23 protein-coding genes and 1 pseudogene are annotated in these 23,711 nt (G+C 68.6%); 5 read left to right on the top strand and 19 right to left on the bottom strand.

Features of this window, described 5'->3' with window-relative positions:
• Positions 1 to 23: 23 nt before the first annotated feature.
• Complete coding sequence (locus AC07OA_RS18365) at positions 24 to 1,016, bottom strand: alpha-ketoacid dehydrogenase subunit beta (protein WP_494665255.1); 993 nt, start codon at positions 1,014 to 1,016, stop codon at positions 24 to 26.
• Positions 1,013 to 2,008, bottom strand: a complete 996-nt coding sequence (locus AC07OA_RS18370; RefSeq protein ID WP_494665256.1) for a thiamine pyrophosphate-dependent dehydrogenase E1 component subunit alpha — start codon at positions 2,006 to 2,008, stop codon at positions 1,013 to 1,015. The genes AC07OA_RS18365 and AC07OA_RS18370 overlap by 4 nt, the downstream gene beginning before the upstream one ends.
• Before the next feature lie 162 nt (positions 2,009 to 2,170).
• On the opposite strand from AC07OA_RS18370, the gene AC07OA_RS18375 reads away from it, so the two are divergent.
• A complete protein-coding gene (locus AC07OA_RS18375; RefSeq protein WP_494665257.1) occupies positions 2,171 to 3,178 on the top strand; it encodes a zinc-dependent alcohol dehydrogenase family protein in 1,008 nt (335 codons plus the stop codon).
• Here AC07OA_RS18375 and AC07OA_RS18380 read toward each other — a convergent pair.
• The 11 genes and pseudogenes from AC07OA_RS18380 to AC07OA_RS18430 all read right to left on the bottom strand — a co-directional run bounded on the left by AC07OA_RS18380 (position 3,165) and on the right by AC07OA_RS18430 (position 13,870).
• Complete coding sequence (locus AC07OA_RS18380; RefSeq protein ID WP_494665258.1) at positions 3,165 to 3,605, bottom strand: PaaI family thioesterase; 441 nt, start codon at positions 3,603 to 3,605, stop codon at positions 3,165 to 3,167. The genes AC07OA_RS18375 and AC07OA_RS18380 overlap by 14 nt on opposite strands.
• Complete coding sequence (locus AC07OA_RS18385) at positions 3,602 to 5,287, bottom strand: FAD-dependent oxidoreductase (RefSeq protein WP_494665259.1); 1,686 nt, start codon at positions 5,285 to 5,287, stop codon at positions 3,602 to 3,604. Before AC07OA_RS18385 ends, AC07OA_RS18380 begins: the two co-directional genes overlap by 4 nt.
• Before the next feature lie 69 nt (positions 5,288 to 5,356).
• Positions 5,357 to 6,460, bottom strand: a complete 1,104-nt coding sequence (locus tag AC07OA_RS18390; protein WP_494665260.1) for a Gfo/Idh/MocA family protein — start codon at positions 6,458 to 6,460, stop codon at positions 5,357 to 5,359.
• A gap of 7 nt (positions 6,461 to 6,467) precedes the next feature.
• On the bottom strand, positions 6,468 to 6,698 hold the full coding sequence (locus AC07OA_RS18395; RefSeq protein WP_494665261.1) for a biotin/lipoyl-containing protein: 231 nt from the start codon (positions 6,696 to 6,698) through the stop codon (positions 6,468 to 6,470).
• Between the two features lie 223 nt (positions 6,699 to 6,921).
• Positions 6,922 to 7,575, bottom strand: a complete 654-nt coding sequence (locus AC07OA_RS18400; RefSeq protein ID WP_494665262.1) for a carboxymuconolactone decarboxylase family protein — start codon at positions 7,573 to 7,575, stop codon at positions 6,922 to 6,924.
• Between the two features lie 25 nt (positions 7,576 to 7,600).
• Complete coding sequence (locus AC07OA_RS18405; protein ID WP_494665263.1) at positions 7,601 to 7,903, bottom strand: DUF1330 domain-containing protein; 303 nt, start codon at positions 7,901 to 7,903, stop codon at positions 7,601 to 7,603.
• A gap of 13 nt (positions 7,904 to 7,916) precedes the next feature.
• Positions 7,917 to 9,275 carry a spinster family MFS transporter gene (locus tag AC07OA_RS18410; RefSeq protein ID WP_494665264.1) on the bottom strand — a complete coding sequence of 453 codons (1,359 nt, stop codon included), beginning with the start codon at positions 9,273 to 9,275 and terminating at the stop codon, positions 7,917 to 7,919.
• 51 nt (positions 9,276 to 9,326) lie between these two features.
• Positions 9,327 to 10,082 carry an SDR family oxidoreductase gene (locus tag AC07OA_RS18415; protein WP_494665265.1) on the bottom strand — a complete coding sequence of 252 codons (756 nt, stop codon included), beginning with the start codon at positions 10,080 to 10,082 and terminating at the stop codon, positions 9,327 to 9,329.
• A gap of 105 nt (positions 10,083 to 10,187) precedes the next feature.
• Positions 10,188 to 11,186, bottom strand: a pseudogene (locus AC07OA_RS18420) (SDR family NAD(P)-dependent oxidoreductase).
• Complete coding sequence (locus tag AC07OA_RS18425) at positions 11,120 to 12,157, bottom strand: NAD(P)H-dependent amine dehydrogenase family protein (protein WP_494665266.1); 1,038 nt, start codon at positions 12,155 to 12,157, stop codon at positions 11,120 to 11,122. The pseudogene AC07OA_RS18420 and the gene AC07OA_RS18425 overlap by 67 nt, the downstream one beginning before the upstream one ends.
• 42 nt (positions 12,158 to 12,199) lie before the next feature.
• On the bottom strand, positions 12,200 to 13,870 hold the full coding sequence (locus AC07OA_RS18430) for an MFS transporter (RefSeq protein WP_494665267.1): 1,671 nt from the start codon (positions 13,868 to 13,870) through the stop codon (positions 12,200 to 12,202).
• A 272-nt stretch (positions 13,871 to 14,142) separates the two neighbouring features.
• Between AC07OA_RS18430 and AC07OA_RS18435 the strand changes: the two genes are divergently transcribed.
• Positions 14,143 to 15,399, top strand: coding sequence for an acetyl-CoA C-acetyltransferase (locus tag AC07OA_RS18435; RefSeq protein WP_494665268.1), 1,257 nt, complete (start codon positions 14,143 to 14,145; stop codon positions 15,397 to 15,399).
• 7 nt (positions 15,400 to 15,406) lie between these two features.
• On the top strand, positions 15,407 to 15,871 hold the full coding sequence (locus AC07OA_RS18440; protein WP_494665269.1) for a MarR family winged helix-turn-helix transcriptional regulator: 465 nt from the start codon (positions 15,407 to 15,409) through the stop codon (positions 15,869 to 15,871).
• Between the two features lie 142 nt (positions 15,872 to 16,013).
• On the opposite strand, the gene AC07OA_RS18445 is transcribed toward AC07OA_RS18440, so the two are convergent.
• Positions 16,014 to 16,253: a hypothetical protein gene (locus AC07OA_RS18445; RefSeq protein ID WP_494665270.1), complete on the bottom strand. Its 240-nt coding sequence runs from the start codon at positions 16,251 to 16,253 to the stop codon at positions 16,014 to 16,016.
• Positions 16,254 to 16,472: 219 nt separating this feature from the next.
• The gene (locus tag AC07OA_RS18450; protein WP_494665271.1) at positions 16,473 to 17,264 is read right to left on the bottom strand and encodes an SDR family oxidoreductase; all 792 of its coding nucleotides are present in this window, start codon (positions 17,262 to 17,264) and stop codon (positions 16,473 to 16,475) included.
• 234 nt (positions 17,265 to 17,498) lie between these two features.
• Between AC07OA_RS18450 and AC07OA_RS18455 the strand changes: the two genes are divergently transcribed.
• Together AC07OA_RS18455 and AC07OA_RS18460 are read left to right on the top strand one after the other, a co-directional pair.
• Positions 17,499 to 18,725, top strand: a complete 1,227-nt coding sequence (locus tag AC07OA_RS18455; RefSeq protein WP_494665272.1) for a CaiB/BaiF CoA transferase family protein — start codon at positions 17,499 to 17,501, stop codon at positions 18,723 to 18,725.
• 349 nt (positions 18,726 to 19,074) lie between these two features.
• A complete protein-coding gene (locus AC07OA_RS18460) occupies positions 19,075 to 19,902 on the top strand; it encodes a helix-turn-helix domain-containing protein (protein WP_494665273.1) in 828 nt (275 codons plus the stop codon).
• Between the two features lie 112 nt (positions 19,903 to 20,014).
• On the opposite strand, the gene AC07OA_RS18465 is transcribed toward AC07OA_RS18460, so the two are convergent.
• The 4 genes from AC07OA_RS18465 to AC07OA_RS18480 are packed head-to-tail and all read right to left on the bottom strand — an operon-like array spanning position 20,015 to position 23,541.
• The gene (locus AC07OA_RS18465; protein ID WP_494665274.1) at positions 20,015 to 20,716 is read right to left on the bottom strand and encodes a hypothetical protein; all 702 of its coding nucleotides are present in this window, start codon (positions 20,714 to 20,716) and stop codon (positions 20,015 to 20,017) included.
• 7 nt (positions 20,717 to 20,723) lie between these two features.
• A complete protein-coding gene (locus tag AC07OA_RS18470; RefSeq protein ID WP_494665275.1) occupies positions 20,724 to 21,884 on the bottom strand; it encodes a thiolase family protein in 1,161 nt (386 codons plus the stop codon).
• On the bottom strand, positions 21,881 to 22,288 hold the full coding sequence (locus AC07OA_RS18475) for a Zn-ribbon domain-containing OB-fold protein (RefSeq protein ID WP_494665276.1): 408 nt from the start codon (positions 22,286 to 22,288) through the stop codon (positions 21,881 to 21,883). Before AC07OA_RS18475 ends, AC07OA_RS18470 begins: the two co-directional genes overlap by 4 nt.
• 2 nt (positions 22,289 to 22,290) lie before the next feature.
• Positions 22,291 to 23,541: a cytochrome P450 gene (locus tag AC07OA_RS18480; RefSeq protein ID WP_494665277.1), complete on the bottom strand. Its 1,251-nt coding sequence runs from the start codon at positions 23,539 to 23,541 to the stop codon at positions 22,291 to 22,293.
• Between the last annotated feature and the right edge of the window lie 170 nt (positions 23,542 to 23,711).

Here is a 23,711-nt window from a genome sequence, read left to right on the forward strand (position 1 = left end):
GGGAGACATGGCCAAGGCCTTGGTCACTTGCCGGCGACTTCCTTCACGGTGGCGACGATCTCGTCGACCGACACCAGATAGGCGTCTTCCAGCGGCTTGGAGAACGGCACCGGCGAGTACGGCGCGCCGAGGCGACGGACCGGGGCCTTCAGCTGGCCGAACAGCTCCTCGTTGACCGTCGCGGCGATCTCGGCGCCGGGGCCGAAGCTACGGACGGCCTCGTGGACCACGACGCAGCGGCCGGTCTTGGCGACCGACTTCAGCACCGTATCCCGATCCCACGGCGAGATCGTGCGCAGGTCGACCAGTTCGACCGAGACGCCGGCCTCGGCGAGTTTCGGCAGGGCCTGCAGGCTGCGCACCACCATCGACGACCACGAGACGATGGTCACGTCCGTGCCCTCGGCGACGACCTTGGCCTGGCCCAGCGGGATCGGGCCCTGGTCCACCGGAACGTCCTGCGGAATGAACAGGGTGCCGGCCGACTCGATGATGATGCAGGGGTCGGGATCCTGGATGCACGAGAGCAGCAGGCCCTTGTAGTCGGCCGGGTTGGACGGCGCGACGACCTTGATCCCGGCGGTGTGGGCGAACCAGCCCTCCAGGTGGTCGGCGTGCTGGCCGGCGGTCTGCCAGCCGGCGCCCGTCAGGGTGCGGATGGTGATCGGCACCGTGCTCTGGCCGCCCGACATGAACCGCAGCTTGGCCGCGTGGTTGAAGATCATGTCCATGCAGACGGCGGTGAAGTTCATCAGCATGATCTCGGCCACGGGCTTGTAGCCCGCCAGGGCCGCGCCGATGGCCGCGCCGATGATCGCCTGCTCGGAGATCGGGGTCGACTTCACGCGCTGGTCGCCGAACTTGGTCGACAGGCCGATGGTGGCGCCGGTCACGCCGCCGCCTTCGCGGTCGGCGATGTCCTCGCCGAACACCAGGACCTTGGGATCTTCTTCCATCGCCTGGTGCAGGGCCGCGTTGACGGCCTGGAAGGCGTGCATCTTGACGGTCTCGGTCATGCGGGGATCTCCGTAGCGAACACGTCGCGGCGCATTTCGTCGGTGGACGGAAAGGCGCTGGCCAGCCCGAACTCCATGGCGTCATCCACTTCGGCCTGGATGTCGGCCTGCATCTTGGTCAGCTGTTCCTCGGTGGCGTGGCCTTCGGCGAGAAGGCGCGCGCGGAAGGCGGGCAGCGGATCCTTGGCGATCGCGGCGGCCTTCTCTTCCTTGGTCATGTACTTGTCGTCGTCACCCAGAACATGGCCCAGGAAACGGAAGGTCTTGCACTCCAGCAGGGTCGGTCCCTCGCCGTCGCGGGCGCGATTGATGGCCTCGTAGGCCGCCGCGTACATGGCCCACGGGTCGTTGCCGTCCACCGTGTAGCCCGGCATGCCGTAGCCGATGGCGCGCTTGGAGATGAAGTCCACCGAGGTGCCGTTCTCATACCGCGTATGCTCGGCGAAGCCGTTGTTCTGGCAGACGAAGATCACCGGCAGCTTCCACAGCGAGGCCAGGTTCAGCGACTCGTGGAACGCGCCGATGTTCGACGCGCCGTCGCCGAAATAGGCGATGCTGACGCGCTTGCTGCCGTCCAGCTGCGCGGCCCAGCCCAGGCCGTTGGCGATGGGCATCGACGAGCCGACGATGCCGGTGGTGACCATCACGCCCGTCTCCGGGTGCGTCAGGTGCATCGGACCGCCCTTGCCCTTGCAGGTGCCGTCGACGCGGCCGGCGATCTCGGCCCACAGCGGACGCAGCGGCATGTCCTTGGCGACCATGTCGTGGATGCCGCGATAGATCGTGCAGATCGTGTCTTCGTTGGTCAGCAGCGAGGAGATGGTCGAGGGGATCACTTCCTGACCGCGCGCCGAATAGTAGGGCATGATCAGCTTGCCCAGGCGCATGGCCTTGCGGATCGTGTCGTCATTGCGCTCGATGCGGATCATCCGCCGGTAGATGTCGACCAGCGTCTCCGTGCTGGGGGCCGGACTGTTGCTCTGCTCTGCCATGACGTCCTCGAGGGGATGGTGATCGGGCCATCGATCAGCGCTCGGGAGGCCAAGGTCAATCGCGCCCCGACCCGCCCCGGCGATATCTGCCGCAAGGCCCGCGCCGCCTGTGGCGCGCCGCCCTTTCCCGCGCGACGAAGACGTCACGACAGGGAGAGAAACATGGCCAGGATGCTGAGCGCGGTCGCCGTGGGCGGCGCGGGAATCGACGGCGTGCGGGTCGTGGAGACCGACATCCCCGAGCCCGGTCCGGGCCAGGCCCTGGTGCGGCTGAAGGCCGTCACCCTGAACTTCCGCGACCTGATCGGCGCCAAGGGCATGATGCCGGGCCTGACCAAGGACCCGCACTATGTGCCCCTCTCCTGCGGGACCGGCGAGGTCACAGCGCTGGGCGACGGCGTCGATCGCGTGGCCGTCGGCGACCGGGTCAATCCGATCTTCGCCCTGGGCTGGATCGAGGGGCCTCGGCCGACCATGGACATGCTGGGCGCGCGTGCCGACGGCGTGGCTCGTCAGTACGCGGTCTTTCCGGCCGACAGCCTTTGCCGCGTGCCCGACACGATGAGCGACCTGGAAGCCGCGACCATGACCTGCGCCGGGCTGACCGCCTGGAACGCCCTCTTCGCGCCTCGCCCGCTCAAGGCCGGCGAATGGGTGCTGCTGCAAGGCACAGGCGGCGTCTCCATCGCCGCGCTGCAGTTCGCCAAGGCGGCCGGAGCGAAGGTGGTCATCACCTCGTCGTCAGACGCCAAGCTGGCCCGAGCCCGCGCCCTGGGCGCGGACGTCACGGTCAACTACCGAGCCGAGCCCGACTGGGCCGCCGCCGTACGCCGCGAACGAGGCGGCGCCGGCGTGGACATCGTCGTGGACGTGGTCGGCGCCAGCCAGGTCGAGACCGCCGCCTCGCTGCTGAACCCCGGCGGGGTGATCGCCGCCATCGGCATGCTGGGCTCGGACTTCAGCTGGCACGTGGCCGATGTCGGCGGCCATCCCGTGGCCCGCATCACCGTGGGCAACCGGACCGAGCACGAGGCCATGCTGGCCTTCTGCGAGCGTCACGCCATCCGGCCGGTGGTGGACGCCGTCTACGACCTGACGCGTCTTCAGGACGCCTACCGTCACCTGGAGTCGGGACGGTTCTTCGGGAAGATCGGCGTCAACCTGCTTTGAGCGAGGCGAACTTCTCGGGATCCAGCAGCTTCCACATGCCGTCGGCCGAGGCGACCGTGCGGTCGCCCGCCATGATCAGGCCGCGCATGAAGACGATCTGCGAGGTGCGGCGCACCAGCTCGGGCTTGCAGGTCAGGAAACCGCCGATCTTGGCCGCCGCCACGAACTGCATCTGCAGCTGAAGGGTCACGCAGTCGCGGGTCTGGGCCGCATCGACCACGCCGATGCCCAGGGCGATGTCGGCGAAGGTCATCAGCACCCCGCCGTGCACCGTGCCGACATGGCCGTTGCCGTGGCCGTCTTCGCTGAGCAGACCGGCCGTGCGCCCCTCCGCATCCTGGCGCACCCAGTAGGGCCCGGCGGTCGCGTTGAAGTGGGTGCCGGGCATGCGAACCCAGCCCTCGGCCTCCAGGTCGGATGGGCTCACAGCTGGTTGCCCACGCCCGCCGCGTGCTTGGCGGCGATATAGCCGAAGGTCAGGGACGGACCGACGCTGGCGCCGGCGCCCGGATAGACGTTGCCCATCACCGAAGCCGTCGAGACGCCCGTGGCGTAGAGACCCGGGATCGGCGCGCCGTCGGCCTTGACCACCCGGCCGCTGGCGTCGGTCAGCGCGCCGCCATAGGTGCTGACGTCGCCAGGCACCACGTTGACCGCGTAGAACGGCCCGGCCTCGATCTTGCCCAGCGACTTGTTGGGGCCGTGATAGGGGTCGCCCAGCCAGGAGTCATAGGCCCGCTCGCCGCGGTGGAAGTCCTCGTCCACGCCCTTGTCCACAAAGCCGTTCCAGCGCGCGACCGTGCCCTTCAGGGCTTCGGGATCGACGTTGATCAGACCCGCCAGCGCCTCGATGCTGTCGGCCTTCTTCAGATAGCCCTGCTCGGTCCAGGCGTCGGGCTTCTTGGGTCCCGGCATGGTGCCGGCCAGCATGTACTGCTCGATATAGGTCTGGTCGAAGATCGCCCAGCTGGGGATGGCCGGAACCGTCTGGTTCCGCTTCAGCATGGTCTCGCAGTAGAGTTCGTAGGAGCCGCCCTCGTTCATGTAGCGCACGCCCGACTGGTCCACGAGGATGGCATGCGGCTTACCGGTAAGGCTCTGGGCGGGGGCCGTGGGGAACATGGTCTCCCACCCCGGCGTCAAGGTGGTCTGGTAACCGACCATCTGGTCCATCTGGGCCAGGACCCCGCCGATGCGCTCCATCTCGACATGCATCTCGCCCATGTCGCTCTCGTTGGTCTGGGACCAGTCGGCGCGGGTGCCAGGCATGTATTGATCGCGCATGGCCTGGTTGCGCGCGAAGCCGCCGGCGTTGACCAGCACGCCCAGCTTGGCGCCCACGCGCCAGGGCTTGCCGTCCTTGACCGTGATCACGCCGGTCACCGCGCCGTTCTCGACGATCAGCTCGGAGACGGGCGACTCCAGGCGCAGGTCCACCCCGGCCTTCAGTCCCGCCTGAAGCATCCGCGCCTGCAGAGCCGCGCCCGCCCCGACGATCTGCTTGCGGGTGATCCGCGCGCCGATCGTGCGCAGGATCACCTTCAGGAACGCCTTCTTGCCGGTCCAGCTCTTCTTGAAATAGGCCAGCTGCATGCCCTCTTCGAGGCGGGCCGGCGCGGGCAGGAAGCCCGGGCGCAGCTTGGCCTGCCACTCGCCCAGCGCGTTGGCGTCGAACAGCTTGGCCGACAGGCAGCGGGTGGTTTTGCAGCCGCCCGGCAGTTCGTCGTAGTAGTCCGGCCAGAAGTCGGCGCTGCGCTCGAACTGCAGGCCCTGACCGACCAGGAAGTCGATCATCTTGGGCGCTTCGTTCACATAGGCCAAGCGGCGCTCGCGCGACGTGCCGGGCGCCGGCTTGGGATCGGTGGCCACCACCGCGTCCAGATAGGTGATCGCCGCCTCGGTGCTGTCGGCGTCGCCGTCGGCGCGCATGAAGCTGTTGTTGGGGATCCACATCACCCCGCCCGACTTGGCCGTGGTGCCGCCGGCCCAGGCCGACTTCTCCAGGATCACGACCGACTTGCCGGCCTTGCGCATGACCAGGCCCGAGCTCAGCGAGCCGGCGCCGTTGCCCACGACCACCCAGTCGAACGTCTCGTCAAATCCGGCCATGCGCGTCTCTCCCTAAGTTCTTGTCGAGCGCGTCCGGCAGCCCGGCGCGCCCGTTGTCGTCGCCGGGCGTCAGACCACGTCGGCGAGCTTCACCCAGCGACGTTCCGCGCTGGAAATCCGGATCGCTTCCTGGATGCTCTCGACCTCCAGGGCCCGCGCGAAGTCCGGCGAGGCTTTCGCGCCGCCCTGGATAGCCTCGACCATTCGCTGCATCGACACGGCCATGGGGAAGCTGGGCTGAGGCTCGCTTTGCCAGTCCAGGCCGATGCCGGGCACATGCTTGAAGGCTTCGGCGATCTCGATATCGGCCAGACCGCCGCCCGTCTGCCCGCCGCGCAGCACGCAGTCGCGGGCCGTCGGGAAGGTGGGCGACGAGGCGACCAGCCGCCCCTTCTCGCCCGCCACGTCCAGCGACCAGCCCACATGGACCGGCAGGCTCCAGCTGATCTGCATGGTCATCTTCAGCCCGCTGGCGAAGCGCAGGATGACGTTGGCCAGATCGTTGGTCTCGGGAACGATCCGGTCGCCGTCGGCGAACACCCATTCGCGCAGCACCCGGCTGTCGTCGGCGACCAGTTCCTCGATGGGACCCAGCAGATGCAGCAGCATGTAGAGGGCATGGCTGCCGTTGTTGCGAACCGCCGACACCCCCTGCCCCGCCTGGGCGAACCAGTTGTAGGGGAACAGCTTGCTGGGCTGGTTGAATAGCGAGATGCTGAACTGGCAGGTCCCGCCCAGCGGCCGGCCCAGATAGCCCTCGTTGACCATCGCCTTCATCTGGCGGTGCGCGGGAATCCACTCGGAGAAGGCGTCCACCACGCCCACCGAGCCGCCCGCGCGCCAGGCCGCGTCGATGTCCTTGGCGCCCTGCCAGTCGGGCGCGTGGGGGCTGGCGTTGTAGACGTGCTTGCCGGCGGCCAGGGCCGCCAGGACCATCGGCTTGCGCACCGACGGCCGGGTGCCGCAGTCGACGACGTCGATGTCCGGATCGGCGCACATCGCCTGGAAGTCCCAGAACGGCCGGTCGATCTTCAGCCGGGCCGCGGCCGCTTCGGCCGTCTCCTGGCGCGAGGTGCAGATGGCGGTGACCTCCACGCCCAGGATCGCGCGCCAGGCCGGCAGGTGGGCGAAGCCACCCCAGGCCGCGCTGATGATCCCGACGCGCAGGGTCATGCGACCGCTACTCGATGGTGCCGAGAACGGTGCCGACCTCGTAGATCTCGCCGACCTGGGCGATGATCCGCAGGGTGCCGCTGGCCGGAGCCTCGACCTCGTTGGTCGACTTGTCGGCTTCCAGCGAATACAGCGGCTGGCCCTCGGTGACCTGCGAACCGTCCGGGACCAGCCATTCGGCGATCTGAGCTTCCGTCATCGAGAAGCCCAGCTTCGGAAGCAGAATTTCGGTGGCCATGGGTCGCGGTCTTTCCTTGGACGGGACAGAGAATTTTTCACTCTCTACCTAGCGTGCGGACGACCCGCGGCCATCGCCAAACAGGCCGCCGCGACGGGATATCGTCGCGGCGATACGGCCCCTGGAGCGGGACGCGATTTGATGGAATCAAATCGCTTGCTCCAGGCTTTTTGCTTGTCGCGCGTTTGATCCGATAACCGGTTCCCACTTATCGGAACGCGCTCTAGTAGCCGCGCGTATCCACCCAATCCTCGGCCTCGCCGGGCTTGTAGGTCTTGCCCGGGATCTTGCCGGATGAGGTCTTCAGGTCGAAGCCGATCTGGTCGGCGGCGCCCTCGATATCGACCCCCATGACCGCCAGCGCCCAGCTGGTCATCACGTAGTGGCCGATCGAGAAGACCAGGTGCATCTTCTGGTGCTTGTCGAAATGCCGGCCCAACGCGTCCCAGGTGGCGTCGCTGAGATTGCCGTCGTCGATCAGTTCGTCGACCGAGCGCAGGACCAGTTCATCGGCTTCGCTCCAGGCGCCGCCCTTGGGGTAGTCGCGGATCGCCGCGATGTCGTCCAGCGTCAGGCCGGCGTTCAGGCCGTAGCCGACGTGGTTGTGCCATTCGTAGGCGGACTTCACCCGCCAGGCCACGCGCAGGATGATCAGTTCCAGGAACCGCGTGGAGAGCGTGTTCTCCATCAGCAGGTGCTTGCTCCAGGCGTTGAAGGCCTTGCCCAGCGGCGGATGGTTGCCCATCACCGAGATGATGTTGGTCTTGGAGCCCTCCTCCCAGGCGTTGGGCTCGCCCCAGAACGCGAAGACCTCGCGGGCGTCGTCGGTCCATTCCGCGCGCGGCAGCGGCAGGATGCGGGGCTTGATCGTGCTCATGGTGTCTCCGTGTCTTGCTGCTGGGCTAGAGCCCCTCGACGAGCAGGGCGCGGTACGTCGCGCCCCGCATCCGATGGGGCAAGGCGGCCTGGTATTCGGGGCTGGCGTACCAGGCGCGCGCGGCCGCCGCGTCGGGGAACTCCAACAGGATCAAGCCGTCGGGATTGGCCCCTTCGAACGCCTCCGTCGCGCCGTACACGGCCAGGGGCTTGATCCCGTACTTCTCGGCGAAGACGCTCGCGCTCTGGCGGTTCATGGCGCCGTAGGTCGCCATCGCCTCCTCGTCGGTGACGGCGTCCTCGCGGATGAACAGCATGTAGGCGGGCATCGGCGTCGCCTTCTCAATGGATCGGCTGGAGAGCAGGCTGGGGTCCGGCTTCGAGGGCCAGCTTCGCACGGGCCGTCTCCGCGTCGCTCTTGTAGGAGCGGCTGGCCAGCCAGGCCAGGATCGTGCTGGGGATGCCCGCCAGCAGCGACCACCGCATCGCCACGCCCAGCGACGCCTCGCCGTAGACGGGATGCAGCAGGTCGCTCAGCCAGCCCACCACCACGGGTCCGCCGCCCAGGCCGATCACGTTGATGGTCACCATCAGCATGGCCACGGCCGTGGCGCGCGAGGACACCGGGGCCAGCCCCGTCACCACCGCCATCATCGGCGCGGCGCCCAGCCCGCCGATCAGCAGTTGCAGGCCAAACAGCGGGAAGACCTGGTTGGCGGGACCCGTCAGGATCATCCAGCCGGTGAACATGGCGATGGCGCCGCTGATCATCGGGATCCACAGGTACCAGCGCAGGTTCCGGCGTCCCAGGAAGTCGGCCAGTGGGCCGCCGATGGTGTGGCCGATCAGCGAGCCGAGGAACAGCGCCCCGCCCATCTGCATGCCGGCCTCGCGGGCGGGCATGCCGTGGGTGCGCTCGATGAAGGCCGGCGCCCAGCTGATCATGCCCATGGTCATCAGGGTGTTGAGCGCCGCGGCCAGGACTAGCAGCGGGAAGGTGCGGATCGCCATCAGCTCCTTGGCCACGTCGACAAAGCGCTTGCGCTGGCTGTGGTCGGCCACATTGCCGTCGGCCAGGCCGGGGCGCACGTCGCGCAGGGTCAGCCAGACGATCGGGGCCAGGATCAGGCCCGGGATGCTGGCCAGCAGCAGGGTGTGACGCCAGCCGTACACATGCGCGCCCAGCCCGCCCAAGGCCGGGCCCAGGAAGGTGCCCAGCGACGCGCCCAACAGGAAGATCGACAGCGCCGTGGCCCGCTGCTTGGGCGGGAACAGGTCGGCGATCCAGGCCTGGGACGGCGGGGTGAACGCGCCCTCGCCCAGGCCGATGCCGGCCCGGCCGATCAGCATCGTCCAGAAGCCCTTGGCGAACGAGCAGATGGCCACCGAGACCGTCCAGGTCATGGCGGCGATGGCGACGATCCGCTTTCGCGACCAGCGGTCGGACCAGTGGGCGATGGGGATCACCGCCAGGACGTAGACGATGGCCAGGATGAAATCCTTGACCAGGCCGATCTGGAAATCGTTGAGGTGCAGGTCGTGGCGGATCGGCTCGACCAGCACGAACAGCACGTAACGCTCGGCCGTGACGCAGGCCGAGACCAGCACCATCATGAACAGGAAATAGGATCGATAGCCCATCCCGGGCAGCTGTTCGCGCGGCGGCGCGGCCGACGTTCCGGCCTCGGGCATGCTGAGCATTGTTTCTCTCCCCGCGCTGTGTCGCGCCGTATCGACTTCGGGCCTGGCGGCTTACATCGCGGCCGTGTCGATGGTCGGTCTTATCAAGATTTGAGAGACGTTCGCCCGCGCGGGTAGGGAGGCGATGAAAACGATCGCTTCCGCGATATCGGACGGCTGCATGGCCCCGTCTTTCGCGACATGCTGGCTCATGGCGGCCCGCATGGTGGGGTCGCTGATGCCGCCGGCCACCTCGGTCTGGGTGGCGCCGGGCTCGACGATGCTGACGCGGATGCCGGCTCCGCCGACCTCCTGGCGCAGGCCCTCGGTCAGGCCCGTCAGCCCGAACTTGCTGGTCGAATAGGGGCCGAAGATCCCCGCCGCGCGGCGGCCGGCGGTCGAGGAGATGTTGACGATGTCGCCGCTCCCCTGCGCCTTCATCGGGCCGATGGCCGCCTTGCAGGTGTAGAGCGTGCCCAACAGGTTGATGTCGATCACCCGGCGCCATTCGTCGGTCGACAGGCTCTCGACCCCGCCCGACTGGATCACGCCCGCCGAGTTGACCAGAATGTCGATACGGCCCAGGCGCGCGACGGTGTCCTCGACGGCCTTGGTCGCCTGCGCCTCCACCGAGACGTCGCCGGGCAGGGCCAGGGCCTTGCCGCCCTCGGCCTCGATCCGCGCGACCAGGTCGTCCAGCCGGTCGGCGCGCCGTGCCGAAAGCGCCACCACGACGCCCTCGCGGGCCAGGGCGATGGCCGCGGCCTCGCCGATGCCCGACGATGCTCCGGTGACCAGGGCGACCTTGCCCGACAGGCTCTGCGACATCGCTTCCGCCCCATGCTGTACAGTTGTTCAGCGCAGAGTGCGCGGCGGTGCGCCGGACGTCGAGCGGCGGCCGCGCGCCCCGGTCAGATATCGCCCGTGCGGCCCCTATCGCCCTTCGGCGACGATGCGGAACTCGTCGACCAGATTGGCAGGAATGGCGTAGCCGCGCGCGGGATCGGCGATCTCGTCGAAGTGCGCCGCCACGTCCTCGGCCGACGGCGGCGCGTCGGCCGGACCGTTCCAGCCCTTGGTCGCGCCCACGAAGATCCGGGCGATCCGACCGCCCAGGGTCGAATAGATCGCATGGGTCGAGGCGCAGGACTCGTGGGCCAGATAGGCCACCAGCCCCGCCGTGAAGCGCGGATCGAAGGTCGCCCCGAACGACCGCGCCCAGGGATTGTCGCCCAGGGCCTGGGTCGCGACGCCCTGGGCCATACGGCTGGCGGCGTTGGGCATGATGGCGTTGCAGAGGATGCCGTGCGGCCGCCCCTCCTCGGACAGTCCGTGCATCAGCCCCATCACCCCGCCCTTGGCCGCGCCGTAGGCCGACAGGTGCGGCGCGCCCAGCATGCCGCCCGCCGAGGTGGTGAAGACGATCCGTCCTCTCCCCTGCGCCTTCATGTGCGGCTAGGCCGCCTGGGCGATATTGAACGACCCGCGCACATGGACAGCCAGCAGGGCGTCCAGGTCGGCGGCCGTCAGGTCCTCGAACGGACCCGAGCGCATGTTGCCGGCGTTGGCGATGACCGCGTCAATCCGCCCAAAGGCGTTGAGCGCAGCCTGGATCGTGCCCCTCGCCCCCTCCGGCGAGGCGACATCGCCGGCGTCGGCCACGGCCTTGCCGCCCGCCGCGACGATCTCGGCGGCCACCTGCTCGGCCACGGTCGCGGACGCCCCTTCCCCGCCGGCTATGGAGCCGCCCAGATCGCTGACCACCACCGCCCCGCCACGCGCGGCGATCTCGTGGGCATAGGCGCGGCCCAGCGCGCCGCCCCCGCCGGTGATGACGACGACGCGTCCCGTAAAGTCGATCCCGCTCACGGCAGCCGCGCGATCACTTGCGGCAGGTCGGTAGTCGTACGGATGCCCGCCGGAGCGTCGCACACCGCCGCGACGGCGTTCACGGCGCGGTGGGCGGTCAGACCCGGGGTGAAGGCGGCATAGTCCTCGGGCGCGACCGGGAAGGTGATCCCCACGTCCAGCGGCGTGTCGCCCTCGACGCGGATGCGCCAGCCGGACTCGCGCAGCTCCCAGTCGGTATGGGCGATGTCGCGCGAGCAGTACCAGTTGGCGCGGAAGCGCAGCACCGGCTTGCCGGCCCGCATCCCCGAGATGGTGATCCGCTGGGCGGCCACCTGCCCCGCCTCGATCACGCCCGCGGCGATCTCGACCTTGTTGGCCGCCGCCGACATCTCGCCGGTCGCGGTCCACTCGTCGATCTCCACCCCGATCCCGTCGGCGATCTGGGCCAAGGAAGCGGCGAAGTCGTGCTTCACATAGTCGACCTTGCGCTGGTCGAACTCGCCGACCGGCGCGCCGTAGCCCATGACGTGGAACAGCAGCTCCGGCGAGTTGCGGCTGGACATGTCCGCGAACTCCTCGATGGTCAGGCAATCCAGCCGCCGTGACAGCGACAGCAGCGGGATCGACAGCGCCTCGGTCACGAAGCCGGGGCTGGAGCCGGTGCTGTAGATCGAACTGTTCCCCTGGGCGCAGGCCGCCTCGACCTTGGCCCGCACGGCCGGGTCCATGCCGGGCGGATGGTGGAAGTCGCCGCGCGTGGTGACGACGTTCTTGCCCGAGGCCAGCAGGCGGCAGAGCTCGTCGATGTCGGTGCCCTGGCGCATGTAGAGGACGCAGTCGGCCTCCATCGCCACCATCTCGTCGACCGAGTTGGTGGCCTTGATCCCGCAGGGCGCGACGCCGGCCAGCTCGCCGGCGTCCTTGCCCGCCTTGGCCTCGGAGCTGACCCACAGGCCGGCCAGCTCCAGGTCCGGATGCTCGATGACGGCCCGCAGGGCGCGCGAGCCGATATTGCCGGTGGCCCACTGGATGACGCGATAAGGTCTCGACACGGCTGCTTCCTCGCCTTGGTTTTCTTGTTGGGTTGGGACGGCCTAGGGGCCGAGATAGCCGACCGTCTCCTGCTGGGGATCGGGCGAGTCCGCCCGCCAGCGCACCGATCCGAACGGCCGCTCCAGCCGGCGTCGGACGCGCTTGTTCGTCCCCTCCAGCAGGAAGGCCTCGACCTCGGACTGGGTGGCCAGGTCCGCCTGGGTGAACCGGTCGCGCATGCGCAGATAGTCGCCCCAGGTCGGGAATTGGTAGCGCTCGGTCCACAAGGCCGGATCGGCGATGTCGCGAGACAGCGACCAGTTGAACGCCCCGTTGCGCATCCGCGTGCGCTGCACCTTCAGCATGACGTCGTAATAGGGCCGCGCCCGCTCCGGGGCGACGCGGTAGTCGATCTCGATCACCACCGGCCCCGAGCGCAGGGTCAGGGCCATGGCCACCTCGGGCTCGTGGTCCAGCTCGGCCGCCTCGACGCTGTCGACGCCGGTCTCCGGCAGGCGCAGGACCAGGGCCAGCAGCGGCGTGGCGCACAGGAACGCGCCCGAGGCGACCAGGGCGACCTGCACCGACCAGCCGTTGGCCACCATGCCCCACAGCACCGCGCCGACGGCGATGCCGCCGGTCAGGGCCGACGAGAACAGCGACAGCGCCCGCGCCGTCACCCAGCGCGGCGAGGCGATCTGCACCGAGATGTTGAACAGGGCGATGGTCACGATATTGCCCGCCCCGGCCAGGAACAGGCCCGCGCAGGTCAGGATCAGGGAGTGACTGAAGCCGACCAGGACGATCGCCAGGCCCGAGGCCAGGGCCAAGATGCGGGTCGCCGCCTCGTTGCTCAGGCGCTCGCGCACCCGGCTGACCATCAGGGCCCCAGCCACCGCGCCAACGCCGCTGGAGCCCAGCAGAATGCCGTAGGTGCTGGCGTTGCCGGCCAGCAGGTCCTTGGCGATCAGCGGCGCCAGGGCCGAGGCCGAGGCCCCCGCCAGGCCGAAGACAAAGGCCCGCATCAACACGGTCCGCACCGGTCCCGAATGCAAGGCGTAACGGCCGCCCGACACGATGGCCCGGTCGATGCGCTCGGGCGGCAGGCGCGAGGGCACGTGGCGGCGGTTCCATAGGAAGAAGGCCAGCAGCAGCGGCAGGTAGCAGACCGCGTTGACGGCGAAGGCCGCCTTGGCGCCAGCCGCCAGCACGATCAGCCCGCCCAAGGCCGGCCCGAAGCTGCGCGCGAAGTTGTAGCTGATCGAACCCAGGGCGATGGCGGCCGGCAGCTGGGGCGCCGGCACCTGCTCGCTGATCGAGGCCTGCCAGGACGGGCTGTACAGCGCAACGCCCGCCCCGATCAGCGAGCAGAAGCCCAGCAGCATCCACGGCGAGGTCAGTCCCAGCCAGGCCAACACCGTCAGCAGGGTTCCACAGGCGACCGAGAAGCCCAGGCCCAACATGGCGATCTTGCGCCGGTCGAACATGTCGGCCACCGCGCCCGCCGGCACCGAGGCCAGCATCAGGGGCAGCATCAGGGCGGTCTGGACCAGGGCGACGAGGCTGGCCGACGAGGTCAGCCGGGTCATCTCCCAGGCGGCCCCCACGCCCAGGATCAGCTGTCCGAAATTGGAGAGAACGCTGGCCGACCAGATGCGCCGGAACACGGGTTCGCGCAGCGGCTCGAAAGCGCCGCCCGGCCGCGCCGGCTCCCTGTCGTCTTCCCCCATCATCGCGGAGTTCACCTCATCGCCGTGCGTGATCCGTCGTTGGGAAAATTGGTATCGACCCACCCCCTGAGAGGGAAGCCGAACCGCCCGCGCGAGCCGAGAGCGGCCACCGCGAGAAGACGACATAGCCGCATGATTATGTTCATATTTTTGAGATTTACACGCTTCCGCTACGGCGCGATCCATCGCTGTCGCGATTGGTCCCAGGGTGGCGCCGGCCTGGGCCGCATGCGATATCCGATAGGCCTCCTCGCGTGGCCTTAGGGAGAAGAACGATGGCTGAAGCCTACATCATCGACGCCGTCAGGACGCCCCGCGCGATCGGCAAGACCGGCAAGGGCGCCTATTCGGGCATGCACCCCCAGCACCTGGCCGCCACGGTCCTGACCGCCCTCAAGGAACGCAACAACATCAAGACCGAAGAGGTCGACGACATCATCTGGGGCACCAGCGCCCAGACGGGTCTGCAGGGCGGCGACATCGGCCGGATGGCCGCGCTGGACGCCGGCTACGACATCAAGGCCAGCGGCGTGACCCTGGACCGTTTCTGCGGCTCGGGCATCACCGCCACCAACCTGGCCGCCGCCCAGGTCATGTCGGGCATGGAAGACCTGGTCATCGCCGGCGGCACCGAGATGATGAGCCACGTCGTCGACTTCGGCATGAAGCTGCGCGAGGCCAAGGTGGCCGCCGCCAGCGGCCTGGGCACCGGCAACGCCCGCCTGCAGGCCAAGCACCCGCAGACCAACCAGGGCGTGGCCGCCGACGCCATCGCCGCCATGGAGGGCATCAGCCGCGAGGAGCTGGACGCGTTCGGCGTCGAGAGCCAGCGCCGCGCCGCCCTCGCCCTGTCCGAGGGCCGCTTCGCCAAGTCCACCGTCCCGGTGGTCGACGACGAGGGCGCGGTGATCCTGGACCACGAGCAGTATCCGCGCCCCGACACCACGGCCGAGGGCCTGGCCCAGATCAAGCCGGCCTTCGCGGCGTTCTACGACATCCCGTCCGCCCCGGGCGGGGCCACGTTCAAGCAGCTGATCAACCAGAAATATCCCGACCTGGAATTCGAGGCCGTCCACCACGTGGGCACTTCCTCCGGCGTCGTCGACGGGGCCGCGGCCATCCTGCTGGCCTCGAAGGAATACGCGGAAAAGCAGGGCTGGAAGCCCCGCGCCCGCATCGTGGCCACCGCCAATGTCGGCGACGACCCCACCCTGATGCTGAACGGCCCGGTGCCCGCCGCCAAGAAGGTGCTGGCCAAGGCCGGCCTGACCAAGGACGACATCGACGTCTTCGAGGTCAACGAAGCCTTCGCCGTGGTGGTTGAGAAGTTCATCCGCGACCTGGATCTGGACCGCGCCAAGGTCAATCCGAACGGCGGCGCCATCGCCCTGGGCCACCCCATCGGCGCGACCGGCGCGGTGCTGATCGGCACGGCCCTGGACGAGCTTGAGCGCTCCAACGGCCGCTACGGCCTGATCACCATGTGCGCCGCCGGCGGTATGGCGCCCGCGATCATCATCGAGCGTCTATAATCGCCCGATGACCGATTCCGACGTCGACGGCCCCGTCAGCAAGCGCGCCATCTCGCTGAAGATGACGGTGCTCACCCGTCAGCTGCACAAGCGCTTCGACCAGAGCGTGGTCAATATCGGCGTCACCCGTTCGCAGTGGACGCTGATCGCCGTGATCGCGCGGCGCCCCGCCGTGACCCAGCGGGAGATCGCCGAGGTCCTGGAAATGTCGGAGGCCGCCGCCGGCCGCCTGGTGGACAAGCTTGTCGCCGAGGGCTTCCTGGCCCGGCAGCAGAAGGAAGACGACCGCCGCGCCTACTGCATACACCTGGCGCCGAAGGCCGAGGCGGTGCTGGAGAAGATCTCCGAGGTCGCCAACGAGCACGAAAAGACGGTCTTCGCCGGTTTCAGCGACGAGGAGCTGAAGGCGCTCGACTCCTATCTCAGCCGGATCACCGTCAACATCGCCGCCCCTACGGTGAAGCCGCGATAGCCGAAAGCCTTCGGCGTCAGAGGGAAACGGCGACGCTTCATGCAAGCGCGCATGAAAACGGGGCCGCGACGCAAGTCGCGGCCCCCAGTTCTGTCGGCAGAGGACCGCCGACGGTTCGCGGGAGGACGCCCGCTAACCCGGATTAGCGACCGCCCGTCATCAGGTCTTTCTTGGTCAGGCTGGTCGCGAACTTGTCGTCGTCTTTCTTCAGCGTCGACAGCGGCACGGTGACCATCTTGCCTTCCAGCAGGATCTGCGGCGAACCGTTCGGGTCGAGCTTGTAGATGGCCGCCAGCTTCTTGCCCTCACCGTCGTAGAGCAGCTTGCCGACCATGGCCTTGGACAGGGCGTCATCGGCCGCGAAAGCGGTATTGGCGCTCACGAGCGCCGTCGCCGGAAGAACAGCGGCCAGGGCGAGGATGAGACCAAACTTTTTCACAACCATAGCTCCGTGTTGAAACTGGCGCCGACATCGCCGGCTGATAGATACTAATCTAGGTTAGCATATTGTCGCGGTCAAGTGCGTTGTCGCCGCACCGCACAAGAAGCTGTGCGGTGAGCGCGAACCCAAGCCGGTGTTGAGGTTGGCGATGCGGCGCGATCAGCGCGGCGGCATGCGGATCGCCCCGTCGAGGCGAATCGTCTGGGCGTTGAAGTAGCTGTTGCGCGCCAGCTCCAGCACCAGGCTGGCGAACTCTTCCGGCTTGCCCAGACGCTTGGGGAACGGCACCGACTGGTTCAGCGCGTCCCACATGGCCGGGTTCATGTCCTTGAACCGCAGCATCGGCGGCGTGGCGAAGATGCCCGGCATGATCGAATTGACGCGGATGCCCAGGTCCATCAGGTCGCGCGCCATCGGCAGGACCAGGCCGTTCACCCCGGCCTTCAGCGAGCCGTAGGCGATCTGCCCCACCTGCCCGTCCTGGGCCGCGGCGCTGGAGGTCAGGACGATCGAGCCGCGCTCGCCGTCCTCCAGCGGATCCAGAGCCGCCATGCCCAGCGCCGCGATCGAGGCCACGCGATAGCTGGCCACCAGAACGCCCTGGGCCGAGAAGGCGTAGTCCTCGGTCGAGAAGCGCTTGAAGCCGCCGGTTTCCTTGTCCTTGGAGACGGTCTTGCCGCCTTTGGTGACGACGGCGCAGTGAACCAGCACCCGCTCCTGCCCGTTGGTGGCGCGGGCCTTCTCGAAGCCCGCCAGGACGCTGTCTTCCGAGGTGATGTCGACCTTGCAGAACAGCGCGCCGATCTCGTCGGCGACCTTCTGGCCGTTCTCCTCGTTGATGTCGAAGATCGCGACCTTCACGCCGGCCGCCAGCAGGGCCTGGGCGGTGGCCAGGCCCAGGCCCGACGCGCCGCCGGTGACGACGGCGGAAAGCGTGGAATCGATCTTCATGGCGGTTCTCCCGAGCCCGAATTTTCCCGCAGCTACCGCCTCCGCCGGGCCGTTCTCAACACGCGCCCCCATGGGCCGTCCGGGATATCGCCGGGGCGGTAACACCCCACCGCGCATCGCGGCGGCGATAGCGGCGGTTCCAGGCCCCCTCGCGGCTTGCCGCAGCCGCCTCAGCTTTTAGTTTTCAATGAAGTATCGGCCCCTTGTTCGGCCCGATCGGGAGGAGGGGAAACAATGACCCAGGTAATGAAGGGCGTGCGCGTTCTGGAAGTCGCGCAGTTCACCTTCGTCCCGGCGGCGGGCGGCGTCCTGGCCGATTGGGGCGCGGACGTCATCAAGATCGAGCACCCGGTGCGCGGCGACACCCAGCGCGGCTTCCTCAACATGGGCGGCGTCAAGCTGGACCCGCTGCGCCACACCCTGTTCGAGCACCCCAACCGCGGCAAGCGCAGCGTCGGCATCGACGTCTCCACGCCCGAGGGCCAGGAAGTGCTGTACGAGCTGGCCAAGACCGCCGACGTCTTCCTGACCAACTACCTCCCGCAGGTGCGCCAGAAGAACAAGTTCGACGTCGAGCACATCCGCGCGGTCAATCCCAACATCATCTACGCCCGCGGCAGCGCCCTGGGGAACAAGGGTCCCGAGCGCGAGGTCGGCGGCTTCGACGGCACCTGCTTCTGGTCGCGCAGCGGCGTGGCCCACGCCATGACCCCGGCCGAGCTGGAGGGTCCGCTGACCCAGGGCATCCCCGCCTTCGGCGACTCGATCGGCGGCATGTTCATCGCCGGCGGCATCGCCGCGGCCCTCTACAATCGCGAAAAGACCGGCGAAGGCGTCGAGCTGGACGTCTCCCTGCTCAGCGCGGCCTGGTGGGCCTCCGGCGCCCTGGTCTCGCAGGTGATGGAAACCGGCATCGTCTCGCGCAACGGCATGCCGGTCTCCGGCGGCTCCCTGCGCAATCCCTTCATGGGCAACTTCCGCACGTCCGACGGCGGGACCATCAACCTGTGCATGGTCAGCCCGACAGGCCTGATCGAGGACACCTTCGCCCACGTCGGCGCCCCGGAGGCGGCCAACGACCCGCGCTTCAAGGACGTGCTGTCGCTGATCGAGAACGCCGGCGCGGCCAGCGACATCCTGGTCCGGCAGTTCGCCACCCAGACCTTCGCCTACTGGCGCCAGCACCTGAAGACGATGAAGGGCCAGTGGGCTCCCATCCAGAGCTTCGAGGACCTGCTGACCGACGATCAGGCCGTGGCCAACGACATGATCATCGAGGTCGAGGGCGCCGACGGCGGCGCGCCGCTGCGCCTGGTTCGGGGTCCGGTCCAGTTCAACGGCGAACCGGTGCAGACGACTCGTTCGCCCCAGGCTTCCGAGCACACCGAACTGGTGCTGATGGAGCTGGGCCTGGAGTGGGATCGCATCGAGGCCCTGAAGGCGACGGGCGCCATCGCCTAGGCCTGCCCTCCCCCGCCGGGTACGCGACTCACGCGGCCGGCGGCGGGGCGATTCTCCAAGCTCGACTGGTCGCTTCCGAAGCCCGGGTCGCCCCGCAGCGCTTGGAACGGACAGATAGATCAAAGAAATCAGCGACATGAAACAGGCCACCGAGCGCTCCGCTCGGCGGCCTGTTCTGCTTTGCACCGCCTAACGCGACACGCTGAATGCGTGTGCCACCAAAACGCCGACCACCACGGGTAATCGTGCGATTGCAAAAAACGGAGATGCTCTCATCTTTTGTTGACAGGGAGCGGCGCTTATTGAACACTCCTGTCTATTATAAAAATAAGTCAGGGAGGCCACGGCGATGAACGGTTCCAACAAGGCCAAGTTTGCCAAGCGCGTGATCGAGGTCCTCGAGTTCTTCGACGAGGAACATCCGCAGGCGACCGTGATGGACATCGTCCGTCGCTTCGATCGCCCCCAGTCGAGCACGTCCGAGCTGCTGTACTGCCTCGTCGAGGTGGGCCTGCTCTACAAGGACCCCCACTCGCGTTCCTATTCCCCCACCCCGCGCGCCGCCCTGCTGGGCCGCGCCGCCCAGCCGGGCCTGGTCCGTGACGGCCGCCTGACCGGCCTGATCGACCGTCTCAGCGCCCAGACCGGCCTGGCCGTCGGCGTGTTCGGCATGGTGGGCCTGCAGGTCCAGATCTACAGCTGGCGCAGCGGCCAGCGCGCCCTGCGCACCGCCAACCCGTTCGGCATCTGCGGCGGGCAGAAGGATCACCTGTCCAGCTCGGCCGCCGGCTGGCTGCTGCTGTCGACCGTTCCCCAGCCGCGCCGCGAGAGCATGCTGCGCCGCCTGAACGCCGAGGCCGCCGCCGACCGCAAGTTCTGCGTCTCGGACCTGGCCGCGCGCGTCCAGCAGTGCCACGATCAGGGCGGCGTCACCGATGTGGCCGGCTTCGACTCCAACGCCCACTTCACCGCCATGCTGCTGCCGGGCCTGCCCCAGAACCAGCCCCTGGCCATCGGTTTCGCCTACGAGCCCAGCGAGCACATCGACCCCACCGCCCTGCTGCAGACCCTGAAGGACGCCGTGGAGCGCTGCTTCGAGGAGCAGGCCGCCTCGTCGGTGGTCCAGCCGCTGTTCGACGCCGCCGAGCGCCTGCCGGCCGCCGGCATGGCGATGTAGCCAAGAGTTTCTCCCCGAGGCCGTCGCACCCGCGGCGGCCCACCTCGACAAGACTAGGCGCCGCCAGGATGGGTCACTCCGCCTGGCGGTCTTTTTTTTGCCCTGGCCCGTGCTAGTCCAGCGGTCGCCGCGCGGCCGTCGAGAAGTCCACGACCGCCCCCACCCGCTGGGCCCGCTCCTTGCGCCCCGGCTGGAAGGTGAAGCAGTTGGACGGCATGCGCGTGGCGTCCGACTGCCGCTCCATCGGAATGGCCCGGCCATGGGCCAGGATCGCCGCCCAGCGCAGCAGCCGCGCCGCCTCGCGCCCCGGCTCGTCCAGGGACGCGATCCAGTCGCCCAGCTGGAACAGGTTCTTCCCCGCCGCCTCGGCCGGCTCCTCGACGAGATTGGCCCGCTCGACGAGCCTCAGCAGGACCACGCCATCGCGGGAGATCTCGGCGATGCGCACGCCGTCGACGGCGTCGGTCACGGCGATCTCGTAGCGCGTCGGCGCGGTGTCGCGCGCGTGGGCGGCGGCGATCACGGCCATGTCGTGCAGGTGAGTGCAGTTCAGCGGCTTGTCGCCCCGCGCGGCCACGCCGTCCAGCGCCACGCCCGTGAAGGTCTCGGCCAACTGATGCTCGGCCCCGGGACAGGTCGACCAGGGCGCGCGCGCCATCCTGGACTCGACGCCAACCACCGCCCGACCATCGTGACGCAAGGTCACGCCCATGTGGTGGTAGTCGTCCTCGACCCAGGCGCTGACCGCCCCGGGCTCCGGCGTGACCAGCACATGGCGGTGGAAGGCGGGCGCGGGGTCGGCGACCTGGCCCATGGCCGGCCTAGTCCCTGGTCAGCAGCAGGGCCGCCGCCATCGGACCGCCCCCGGAGGTGGCTATAGCCACCTTGGGGTCGCCCGGGATCTGGCGCGCCTCGCCCTGGCCGCGCAGCTGCACCACCGCCTCGAAGGCGAAGCCGAAGCCGTGCAGACGGCCCCAGCCCAGCTGGCCGCCGCCGGTGTTCATCGGCAGCTCGCCGTCGCGGGCGATGCGCTTGCCGCCCTCCAGGAACCGGCCGCCCTCGCCCACCTCGCAGAAGCCCAAGCCCTCGAGCCAGGTGATCGGCTGGAAGGCGAAGCCGTCGTAGAACTGGACGGTGTCGACGTCCTTGGGCCGGTAGTCGGTGTTCTTCCACAGGTCGCGGCCGGTGACATAGGCCCCGGCCCACTCGGCCTGGTCCCAGCTGTAGCGCTCGACTGAGCCGGCCGAGGCCGCGATGCGGATCGGCGTGGTCTTGACCTCGTCCAGCGCGTCGCCGGCCGAGACGATCACCACGGTCGAGGCGTCGGTGAAGCGGTCGCAGTCGTAGAGGCAGAACGGCGTCGAGATCATCCGCGCCGACATGTACGTTTCCATCGTCAGCGGCGTCTTGACCAGGGCGCGCGGGTTCAGGGCCGCGTTGGCGTGGTCGTTCAGGGCCACCTGGGCCAACTGCTCGCGGGTGAGGCCGTAGCGCTTCATGTGGCGCATGGCGAACTGGGCGGTCCAGTTGGCGGCCGAAAAGGCGCCGAACGGCGACACCCACTGCGAATTGCCGGTCACGCCCTCGCGCCGCTCCAGCGGCGGGAACTCGTCGGGCCGCGCCATGGCGGCGGCCTCGTAGACCGTGCGGAAGCAGATCACGTGACGTGCCAGCCCCGCCTTCACGGCGTTGGCCGCCTCGGCGATGGCGCCCAGCTGGGCGGTCATCTCGGCCGCGCCGATGTGCCAGCGGGTCTTCAGGCCCAGGGCCTCGATCAGCTCGTCGGCCCCGAGGGGCGAGAAACCGAGGAAGGTCTGCATCTTGCCGGGATAGGTGGCCACCCCGTCGATCTGGTCCAGTGTCAGGCCAGCGTCCGCGATGGCTTCCTTGACAGCGTCCAGCGTCAGGCCCAGCGGCGAGCGGGCCAGCCGCACGCCGACCTCCGACATGCCAAGGCCCGTGATGTAAGCTTCCTGGGTCACGCCTCGACCTTCTCGAACAGCGGGAACCAGATGCCGTCCTGCTCGTCGAACACGACCCGGACGGGATCGTCGATATCGACCGCATCGACCGGACAGTTGACGATGTTGGTCGTCAGATAGACCCCCGGCGCGTCATCCAGCTTCACCCGGGCGATGACGAAGGGCACTTCCATGTCCTTGGCCCAGGCCTGGTGGTTGACCGTGTAGGTGTCGACCACCCCCGTGCCGGCGACGGCATGGGGCGCGACGTTTTCCGACAGGCAGTGCCGGCAGACCTCGCGCGGCGGGTGGATGAACCCTCCGCAATCGCCGCACCTGGCGATGTTGAGCTTGCCCTCGGCCCCGCCGGTCCAGAAGGCCCGATTGTCCTTGTCGAGACGGGGCCGCGAACGCTTCCAGGTCAAGCTCAGACGTCCCAGACCAGGTGGAGTTCGTCCGGACCGATCACGTGGCCGCCGTGGAAGGTGACTTCCTTGGTCGGGTCCAGGCGGAATTCCGGCAGGATCTTGAGCATTTCCTCGTACAGCACCTGCAGCTCGATCCGCGCCAGGTGCGAGCCCAGGCAGCGGTGCGGACCGGTGCCGAACGCGATGTGCACCTTGTTCTCGCGGGCCAGGTTGTAGGCGGCCGGATCGGCGAACTCGGTGGGGTCCAGGTCGGCGGCGGGCAGGAACAGGAAGGCGCGCTCGCCCTTCTTCATCTGCACGCCTTCGAACTCGACGTCGTCCAGCAGGAAGCGCGGCGGCACGGTGAAGGTGTAGCGGCGCAGCAGCTCTTCGCCGGCCTCGGGCACCAGGGCCAGGTTCTCGCGCAGCTGCTTCTGCAGTTCCGGATGCATGGCCAGGTGGCGCACGCCCAGGCCCATGCCGTTCATCACGGTGTCCAGGCCAGCGATGAACAGCATCACCGCGTAGTTCTCGATGTCGTGCAGGGTGGCCGGCTTGCCGCTGTACTCCGACTGCCAGAGCATCGAGATGATGTCTTCCTGCGGATTGTCACGACGATCGATGATCGTCTCGTGCATCGCGTCGGCCACCTTGCGCAGGCGCAACTGCGTGGCCTGGGCGTCGCCGATGGGCGAATGCAGGTGCTCGGCGACCAGGTCGCGATAGACCCGGCCCTTTTCGACCGGCAGGCCGAACAGCTCCAGGAAGATGGTCACCGGCAGCGGCTCGGCGATGGCGGTCATGAACTCGCAGCCGCCGTCCGGCTTGACCTTCTCGACCAGTTCGGCGGCCAGGCGGCGGATGCTGTCCTTAAGCCCCAGCATCGCCTTGGGCGAGAACGGCTTCTGCAGCGGACCGCGATAATAGGTGTGGTGCGGCGGATCGACGGTGATCGGCAGCGGGATGAGGATCTTCTTGTCTTCCGGCAGGTTGGCGTTCATGCCCGCCAGCACCTCGTAGGGCATCGGCGCGTTGCTGAAGACTTCCGGGGCGCGCGAGGCGTTGTAGACGGCGCTGTGGCCGCGCAGGATCCAGTGGCCGCCGTGGCGCGGGGTCCAGAAGATCGGCGGCGCGTCCTTGGCGATCTCCAGGATGCGCGAGTGGGCGTCCTTGCGCAGGCCCGGGTCGTAGTAGTGGTCGTAGTCGTAGACCAGAGAATCCGGCACGTGGTCCGGCTTCGGAACGGCAGGGCTCAGGGCGACTTCGACCATGGGGCTTCTCCGGCGTTTGCCGCTGAAATGGAATGCGCGGCGCCGACGACGACATCCGTGCAGGTTGGACCTTTAGTCGCGCGCACCCCCGTCCATGGCAATGCCCGCCCCGCGATGGCCGCCGGCAATAACGCCCAGGCGATTGCAGGCCGACCGGACGGCGGGCGACG

The organism is Caulobacter sp. GW821-FHT09B08, from assembly GCF_059418225.1.